7 protein-coding genes and 3 pseudogenes are annotated in these 7,969 nt (G+C 53.9%); 3 read left to right on the top strand and 7 right to left on the bottom strand.

The features are described from left to right. Positions 1 to 256: pseudogene (locus tag QZ506_RS04075) on the bottom strand (IS1 family transposase); the annotation flags it as partial. On the opposite strand from QZ506_RS04075, the gene QZ506_RS04070 reads away from it, so the two are divergent. Then, the gene (locus tag QZ506_RS04070; protein WP_291969262.1) at positions 176 to 667 is read left to right on the top strand and encodes an EAL domain-containing protein; all 492 of its coding nucleotides are present in this window, start codon (positions 176 to 178) and stop codon (positions 665 to 667) included. The pseudogene QZ506_RS04075 and the gene QZ506_RS04070 overlap by 81 nt on opposite strands. Positions 668 to 756: 89 nt before the next feature. Then, on the top strand, positions 757 to 2,208 hold the full coding sequence (locus QZ506_RS04065; protein ID WP_291969260.1) for a YdiU family protein: 1,452 nt from the start codon (positions 757 to 759) through the stop codon (positions 2,206 to 2,208). A 1-nt stretch (position 2,209) separates the two neighbouring features. Here the strand turns inward: QZ506_RS04065 and QZ506_RS04060 are convergent, their stop codons facing one another. From QZ506_RS04060 to QZ506_RS04035, 6 genes and pseudogenes are all read right to left on the bottom strand, one after another. Further along, on the bottom strand, positions 2,210 to 2,992 hold the full coding sequence (locus QZ506_RS04060; RefSeq protein ID WP_291969258.1) for a heme ABC transporter ATP-binding protein: 783 nt from the start codon (positions 2,990 to 2,992) through the stop codon (positions 2,210 to 2,212). Next, on the bottom strand, positions 2,985 to 3,989 hold the full coding sequence (locus QZ506_RS04055) for an iron ABC transporter permease (RefSeq protein WP_291969256.1): 1,005 nt from the start codon (positions 3,987 to 3,989) through the stop codon (positions 2,985 to 2,987). The genes QZ506_RS04060 and QZ506_RS04055 overlap by 8 nt, the downstream gene beginning before the upstream one ends. Further along, positions 3,986 to 4,804 (bottom strand): hemin ABC transporter substrate-binding protein, encoded by an 819-nt coding sequence (locus tag QZ506_RS04050; RefSeq protein ID WP_291969254.1) that lies wholly within the window; start codon positions 4,802 to 4,804, stop codon positions 3,986 to 3,988. Before QZ506_RS04050 ends, QZ506_RS04055 begins: the two co-directional genes overlap by 4 nt. Continuing rightward, the gene (locus QZ506_RS04045; RefSeq protein ID WP_291969252.1) at positions 4,801 to 5,850 is read right to left on the bottom strand and encodes a ChuX/HutX family heme-like substrate-binding protein; all 1,050 of its coding nucleotides are present in this window, start codon (positions 5,848 to 5,850) and stop codon (positions 4,801 to 4,803) included. The genes QZ506_RS04050 and QZ506_RS04045 overlap by 4 nt, the downstream gene beginning before the upstream one ends. Before the next feature lie 204 nt (positions 5,851 to 6,054). Next, the gene (locus tag QZ506_RS04040) at positions 6,055 to 7,101 is read right to left on the bottom strand and encodes a 3-deoxy-7-phosphoheptulonate synthase (protein ID WP_291969250.1); all 1,047 of its coding nucleotides are present in this window, start codon (positions 7,099 to 7,101) and stop codon (positions 6,055 to 6,057) included. A gap of 333 nt (positions 7,102 to 7,434) precedes the next feature. Beyond that, a pseudogene (locus tag QZ506_RS04035) lies at positions 7,435 to 7,788 on the bottom strand (kinase/pyrophosphorylase); the annotation flags it as partial. A gap of 79 nt (positions 7,789 to 7,867) precedes the next feature. On the opposite strand from QZ506_RS04035, the pseudogene QZ506_RS04030 reads away from it, so the two are divergent. Further along, positions 7,868 to 7,969, top strand: a pseudogene (locus QZ506_RS04030) (IS5/IS1182 family transposase); the annotation flags it as partial.

Genomic DNA, 7,969 nt, shown 5'->3' with positions numbered 1-7,969 from the left:
TTTTGAATATCCTGGCGTCTTGCGATTGAGCCGTTGCAATCGGTTACGCACTGTCAGATGCGCACGCTCAATACGCTGTGTATACAGCTTGCTAACAATGTGTTTTACTTTTGGAAGTTCGTCGTTGTAAGCCCTGTAGCCATCCGTGTTTGCATGACTGACGACGGTAACGCTGATGGTCACTTTTGCCATAACCGTGTTTTTTCACAGGAGATGTATGTTCACAAAACGGGAATCTTACATCAACTTTAGCCACTGCATTCCACATCCAAAACCGGACATTTCACGCTGCAATCAACATATTGAATACACGACCGGAAATCTTGGTATCACCGAACTGAGTAACATGTTTCCCCTGTGGCTGGATAATTTCGGCTCAGGCAAGGTCAACCTCAAGGCGTTCCACGATTGTTTGCTGAGCTATGTGAAAATCGATCCTAAACTGGTCTGGGATATTCTTTCGCGTCCGGCACCGGATCTGATCATGGACCCGTTGCTTAACGTGATGAAAAGCCAACAGCAGGGCCTCGGGGTGATAGTTAAAGGGATTGATACGCTCGAACATCTGAAAAAAGTGCATCACCTCAAGGTGGATGCGATACAAGGCAAGCTGTGGCCTGCCATCCCGTTGGATGCTTTGGAACAGGAACTGACTCCGGCGGCGTAAACCAGTATCCCTGTATTTCCTCTGTGTTTATTTCCCTGTTGACGTTCTACACTCAAGTTTTACAGACGCTGTAGAGTGACAGAACGACGATGACGCAGGGATTACGATTTACCCATCACTACCATGACGCTTTGCCCGGATGTTACACGGCGCTTTCGCCCACACCGTTACTGGGGGCGCGCTTGTTGTATCACAGCGCGGAACTGGCGGAGCAATTAGGGGTGCCTGCCCGTTGGTTTCAGTCTGAACATATTGATATCTGGCAAGGAAAGACGTTGCTGCCCGGTATGCTGCCGTTGGCGCAGGTCTATAGTGGCCATCAGTTTGGCGTATGGGCCGGACAACTGGGCGATGGGCGGGGGATTTTGCTGGGTGAGCAGCGGCAGGCGAACGGCTCCAGCATGGAGTGGCACCTGAAAGGGGCAGGGTTGACCCCCTATTCGCGCATGGGAGACGGTCGCGCAGTGCTGCGATCAGTGATTCGCGAGTTTCTCGCGTCGGAAGCCCTGCATCATCTGGGCATTCCTACCACGCGCGCCTTAGTGATCGTTACCAGCGATGAACCCGTTCAGCGCGAACAGCAGGAGCAGGGTGCGATGCTGATGCGTGTTGCCGAAAGTCATCTGCGTTTCGGGCATTTTGAGCATTTTTACTATGCGCGTCAGCAGGATCAGGTGAAAAAACTGGCCGATTTCGCCATCACGCACCACTGGCCACAGTGGCAGCACGATGAACAACGCTGCTCACTTTGGTTTACCGATATTGTCGAACGCACGGCACGCATGGTTGCCCATTGGCAGGCGGTGGGGTTCGCCCACGGCGTCATGAACACTGACAATATGTCGATCCTTGGCCTGACGTTCGATTATGGCCCCTACGGTTTTATGGATGACTACCAACCTGACTTTGTCTGTAATCATTCCGATTACCACGGTCGTTATGCGTTTGACAACCAGCCCGCAGTAGCACTGTGGAATTTGCATCGCTTAGCGCAGGCACTCTCTGGATTGTTGTCGGTGGAATCACTTGAAACCGCGCTGGGTTGCTATGAACCGGCTTTGATGGCGTATTTTGGTCAACTTATGCGTACCAAGTTGGGTTTTTTCGATGCAGATGCCAGAGATAACGATCTGTTGGTGGGATTGCTGAACTTGATGGCGCGTGAGCACAGTGACTATACCCGTACTTTCCGCCTGCTGAGTGATACCAACGTGCAGCAGGCCGAATCGCCGCTGCGTGACCTGTTTATCGACCGAGCCGCATTTGACGCCTGGTTTCGCGACTATCGCGCACGTCTGGCGCAGGAGGCACAGAGTGACGCTGAACGTCAGCGCAGCATGAAAGCGGCTAATCCGAAATATATCCTGCGTAACTACCTGGCACAGCAGGCAATTGAAGCCGCAGAGCAGGATGATATAGGCCCATTGACGCAGTTGCATCAGGCGCTTTCTCGTCCTTATGATGAACAGCCTGAATATGAATCGCTGGCGGCAGCGCCGCCAGCGTGGGGTAAAGCGTTGGAAGTGTCTTGTTCGAGCTAGGCTAACGGCGCAGAAAAACTTGCGGCGTCGCGTCGTCGGGATGCGGGTGTACCAGCACGTCGGCCTGATACCACTGCGTGAGCGTTTCGCTTTGCAATACTGCTTGCGGCGTGCCTTGTGCCACCAGTTTTCCCTGATGCAGTAGTGAAATGCGATCGGCATAGAGCGCGGCCAGATTCAGGTCGTGCAGAATGCAGCACACCGCAAGGGGCTGCTGTTGTGTAAGCTGCTTAAGCAGACGCAGCAGGTGTTGTTGATGATAGAGATCAAGTGCAGATGTCGGTTCATCCAGAAACAGCCAGCAGGGCGTCGGTGTCGGATGCCATAACTGCGCCAGTACGCGAGCCAACTGCACACGCTGCTGCTCCCCGCCGGAAAGATGGCGGTAATCCTGTTGAGCTAACGCCGTGCATTCGGTTAACGCCATGACATGATCGACCACGCTGTCACCTGCACGATCGTGGCGATAGGGCGCACGTCCCATAGCAACCACGTCGCGCACGCTAAACTGAAAATTCAGCGCGCCGTGTTGACGCATGACGGCGCGGGTTTGTGCCAAAGCATCAGGCTGCCAGTCAGCGAGCGCTTTTCCGGCCAACTGACATTCACCGCTATCTGCTGCCAGATAGCCGGTGAGCAGACGCAGCAGCGTGGATTTTCCCGCACCATTCGGGCCAATAATCGCGACGACCTCACCGCAGTTGATGTCCAACGAAACATAATCAATCAATGTGCGTCCGGCAACCTGATAGTGCAGATGCTGTGCCATCAGGCGATTAGTCATGGGTTCGTCCCTTGTGCGTGACAATGAGCCATAGGAAGTAGGGACCGCCTATCAAATTGGTGAGCAAACCGACGGGCATTTCCGCGGGAGCCAGCACCGTGCGAGCCAGCGTATCGGCCGCGATAAGCAATCCTGCACCTGCCAGCGCTGATCCGGGTAGCAACCATCGGTGATCGGCACTCAGGTTCATGCGTACCAAATGTGGAATGACCAACCCTATAAACGCAATCACGCCGCTGACCGCCACTGCCGTGCCTACCAGCAGTGCGCTGAGCAGCAGTAATATAAGCTTGGTCTGTTTTACCTTCACGCCCAGATAGTGTGCGTCTTCATCACCCAACTGAAGCAGATTGAGTTTGCGGGCATAGCACTGTACGCACATCATCGCGGGAACGATCAGAGAAGCGGCCACCAGCAGCACCGTCCACTGCGCTTGTCCCAGGCTGCCCATCCCCCATAGCGAAAAATGACGCAATTGCTGATCGTTACTGATGTAGGTCAGTACGCCAACGGCTGACCCACATAGCGCATTCAGTGCAATGCCGGTTAACAGCAGGCGCGTCACGCCGCCGCGCTCATCGCGTCCCAGCATAAACAGAATGGCTGTCACCGTCAGACTGCCGGCGAAAGCGGCCAACATCGGGCTATAGAGCGCCAGCAACGGCGGAAGGCCCAAAGGCATCAACAACGCAAACGCGACAAACAACGCTGCTCCGCTACTGATACCCAGCAATCCGGGATCAGCTAGTGGGTTGCGGAACAGCCCCTGCATCACTGCACCGGCTGTGGCGAGCGCGCTGCCCACCAACAGTGCCAGCAGGACGCGCGGTAGGCGAATATTGAGCCAGATATACCACAGCGGATCGCTGATCGGAGCATGCCACAATTGGCGGAAGGAGAGGGTGAGTGCCCCTATATTGGCGGCACCCAGCATTAACAGCAGAGTGAAACACATCAGCCCCGCCAGAATCAGGCGGAGACGTTGCCGCAGTCTCATTTTACCTGCTCGGCGGCGTGACGCAGCGTGGTTAACAGCGCAGGGGTTTCCAGCGTAAAGCCAAGCATCGCCATATCATCGACCACCACGACACGGCGGTGTTTGCCCGCAGGGGTCAGTGCAACACCGGGCAACTGCCAGATTTTCTCTTCGCCCCCTAAACTCCGCAATCCTTGTGCGGAGATCAACAACAGATCGGGCGCACTGGCGATAACGCCTTCTTGCGATAGCGGCTGGTAACGCACTACATCAGGCATGGCATTTTGTAATCCTGCAGCGCGAATCACCGTATCGGCGGGAGTATTTTTCCCTGCCGCCGTGGCCGTCATGCCACCGTGACTGAGAACAAACAGCGCTTTGACGGGCAGCGGTTGCTGTGTCACGGCGGACACCTGCTGCTGATAACGGTCGGTCAGTACTTTGCCTTCGCTCTCTTTCTGCAACGCCTGTGCAATCGTGCTGATTTTCTGCGGAATGCTTTCCAGCGTCGGTTGTGCAGGTACCATGATCACTTTGACGCCGCTGTCTGCCACTTGCTTGAGCACCAGAGAGGGCTGTGACAACTCACTGGCAATCACCAAAGACGGTTTTAATGACAGAATGCCTTCCGCATTCAATTGGCGCATATAGCCAACATCCGGCAGTGCTTTCGTTGCGGCCGGGTGCATGCTGGTGCTGTCGCGGGCAATGAGTTGCTGCTCAGCGCCAAGCGCATAGATGATTTCGGTAACATCACCTCCAATGGAGACGATACGTTCATTGGCGCTGGCACTCAGTGGTAGCGTCAGGAGCAGTGCGTAAAGCCAGTTTTTCATGCGACCAGTTCCTTATTTGCGGCGAGCGCCTCGATTTGTTTGCGCCATTGTGCCTGTTCTGGCGTGCCTTCAGTGCGCTGGCCAAACAGCTGTGCGATTTGCGTGCCATCAGCCGCATAGAGTTCCAGGCTGGTGACGACACCGTCTGCGGTTGGTTTACGGGTGATCCAGCTTTCGGCAATCGCATCTTCAATCAGGTGCAGGGTGAAATCCGGGTTGAAAATGTTGATCCATTCCGCGTGCTGAGCCATTTTCTCCACCCGGGCTATGGGGCCGGTGAAAATATGTACGCAGCCACGGTTGCCAACGAACACCATGATGTCGTTTTGATCCTGCTGCGCAGCGGTAATAATTTGCGACAGGGCGCTGTTATCGACCTTGCAGGCCAGATCGTCTTTAACGGCGTGGAAAGCCTGTTGACGCGTAAGATTGTAGCGTTTAAGTAGAATGAAAAATTGGTGTACGTCCGTCATGGCACGCCATTCGGCTTCAAATGCCGCCTGGTCGATGCTGGGAGCCTGAGTGGTCGCAGGGTTTTCCTGACGTAACTGCACCTCTGGGTTAACGTCCGTGACAAATTCAGCCAGATAGGCGTCCCATGCCGCCATATCGGTCTGTTCGGTGGCATACACCTTCAGGATAGCATCACCCTGATGGTCAAAAAATTGAATGCTCTGACGCTCGCCCCGTGCGGTCTCTTCCCGCAGACTGAATGCCACATTCCACTGATGCAAAAACAGGCGAAGATCCAGCGCATAAGGATTGAGTATCAACCCCGCATGGCCGTCCAAATGTTGATTTTGGTAAACGCCAACCTGTTCGTGCACTGCATAGGTGTTACGCGTGATGGACTTGGTCTGGCCTACCTTCTCCAGCGCCAGCAGCCAGCGCTTGGCATCCCCTCGCAAGCGTTGCGCATCATGACCGACGCGTGCATGCGTCAACACTGCTTCACTGATGCCGAGCGTCGTGGCGATATCACGAGCGTACTGGCGGGGATTGTTGTTTTTCGCTTGCAGGTATTGAGCATAAATCGCGTTCGGCATTGTCTGTTCCTGTGGTCGTTCTGCGATGGATATTATCGTATTAGAAATAATTAACTTAATAAATGAGAATCATTTTCATGTTGCCAAAAGGTGACATCAAGTGAAGATTTCTTAATACGTCGGAAACAGGTAAGCCAGCAGAGGATGGTGGAGCGGCAACGCACGACAAGGAATGACCGTGCGCGGTTGAAAGGCAGTAGGGCGTTAGAAGCGGCTGTCTACCGCATCAGCTAATTGTGCAAGCAGGGTTTCAGTGTCCTGCCAGCCCAGGCAGCCATCGGTAATCGATTTACCGTAAACCAGCGTTTGCGGCGCAGCCAACGGTTGCTGACCTTCAACCAGAAAGCTTTCCACCGTAACACCTGCAATGGCGCGCGAACCCGAACGTATCTGTTGACACACATCGACACACACATCCATTTGTCGCTGGTACTGTTTGTAGCTGTTGCCGTGGCTAAAATCCACCACTAACTGTAATGGTAAAGCGAATTCGCGCAGCAGTTCGCAGGCGGCCTGAATATCAGCGGCGTGATAATTGGGATGTTTCCCGCCGCGCAGAATGATATGGCCATAGGGGTTGCCGTGCGTCTGGTAGATGGTCATTTGCCCTTGTTTATCTGGCGAGAGAAACAGATGAGACGCGCGCGCGGCACGGATGGCATCAATAGCGATGCGTAGATTGCCGTCGGTGCCATTTTTGAAACCCACCGGGCAGGAGAGGGCGGAAGCCATTTCGCGGTGAATCTGGCTTTCCGCGGTTCGCGCGCCAATGGCACCCCAACTGATGATATCGGCAATGTATTGCCCGGTGAACATATCCAGAAATTCTGTTGCGGTTGGTAGACCAAGCGCGTTGATATCCAGCAGCAGACGGCGTGCCAATGCCAAGCCGTGGTTGACCTGATAGCTACCATCAAGGGCTGGATCGGAAATTAATCCTTTCCAGCCGACAACGGTGCGCGGCTTTTCAAAATAGGTGCGCATCACGATTTCCAGCCGATCCTGATAGCGAGCACACAGTGTAGCGAGCTGGCGCGCATAATCGAGAGCAGCATCAACATCGTGGATAGAACAGGGGCCAACGATCGCTAGCAACCGAGGATCTTTTCCGGTGATAATATTTTCTATCCTATTTCGTGACATTGTCACATTTTCTGCAACCGCAGATGAAACCGGCAATTGCGCCAGCAGCACCTGCGGCGCGATCAGACGATCAAGCCGCTGGCTGCGTAACTCATCAGTTTTTAACATGCAATATCTCTGCTTACGGGTCGGTCAGGGGACCGTGTCGCATGGCGGTTCGTCTTGCAAAAAAACGCCGCTGAACCAAGGGGTAACGCGCACAGAAAACAAGTCATCGCTCACACTGCGTTTATCTTCCTGAAGATAAGGCTACGTGAGTGAATGGCTCGCGCATCATGTCAGACGGCGGCGGGACTCTTGGGCGCTAAGCGAGTGTCAGTTTTTCCCCGTCTCCTACAAAATGGGCTGCTTCGCTACGACGACATGTCGGGAAGTCATGACATCCACGATAACCGAATTAGGGGGCAATTCAACCCGCTTTCGCTAAAAAATGATAATGTACTAGTGCATGAGACGACTCATGCCTAATATGTCGATGATCTTGGCGGAAATCTCCTCCACGGAGTAGTTTGTCGTGTTGAGATAAGGAATCTGGTGACGTCGAAACAGCGCTTCTACTTCGCTCAGTTCCATCCGGCACTGACGCAACGACGCATAACGACTGTTGCCGCGACGTTCTTCCCGGATCGCCGCCAAACGTTCGGCATTGATGGTCAGCCCGAACAGTTTGTGTTGATATGGGTTAAGCGCTTCAGGCAGACGCAAATTTTCCATATCATCGGCGATGAAAGGGTAGCTGGCCGCGCGAATGCCAAACTGCATGGCGAGGTACAGGCTGGTGGGCGTTTTTCCGCAATGGGGCTTTGTTGAATAAATAGAACTTTTGGGTAATCATTGGAGCAGATCACCACAGTTGTTTCAAAATCAGGTCTCCATGGCAAAACAAAATTTTAAAATCACCAACTGGCCCTCTTATAACAAGGCCCTCAAGCAGCGCGGTTCTCTAACCGTATGGCTAGATGAATCAGCCATTGCT

This window comes from Candidatus Symbiopectobacterium sp. (genome assembly GCF_020054415.1).
Taxonomy (GTDB): Bacteria; Pseudomonadota; Gammaproteobacteria; order Enterobacterales; family Enterobacteriaceae; genus Symbiopectobacterium.
This window is presented reverse-complemented; position numbering and strand designations above follow the sequence as displayed.

Excerpts from the sequence above, each read along its gene's own strand:
- QZ506_RS04040 (WP_291969250.1), bottom strand. The coding sequence starts at position 7,101 with ATGTTAAAAACTGATGAGTTACGCAGCCAGCGGCTTGATCGTCTGATC.
- QZ506_RS04070 (WP_291969262.1), top strand. The coding sequence starts at position 176 with ATGGTCACTTTTGCCATAACCGTGTTTTTTCACAGGAGATGTATGTTC.
- QZ506_RS04065 (WP_291969260.1), top strand. The coding sequence starts at position 757 with ATGACGCAGGGATTACGATTTACCCATCACTACCATGACGCTTTGCCC.
- QZ506_RS04060 (WP_291969258.1), bottom strand. The coding sequence starts at position 2,992 with ATGACTAATCGCCTGATGGCACAGCATCTGCACTATCAGGTTGCCGGA.
- QZ506_RS04050 (WP_291969254.1), bottom strand. The coding sequence starts at position 4,804 with ATGAAAAACTGGCTTTACGCACTGCTCCTGACGCTACCACTGAGTGCC.
- QZ506_RS04045 (WP_291969252.1), bottom strand. The coding sequence starts at position 5,850 with ATGCCGAACGCGATTTATGCTCAATACCTGCAAGCGAAAAACAACAAT.
- QZ506_RS04055 (WP_291969256.1), bottom strand. The coding sequence starts at position 3,989 with ATGAGACTGCGGCAACGTCTCCGCCTGATTCTGGCGGGGCTGATGTGT.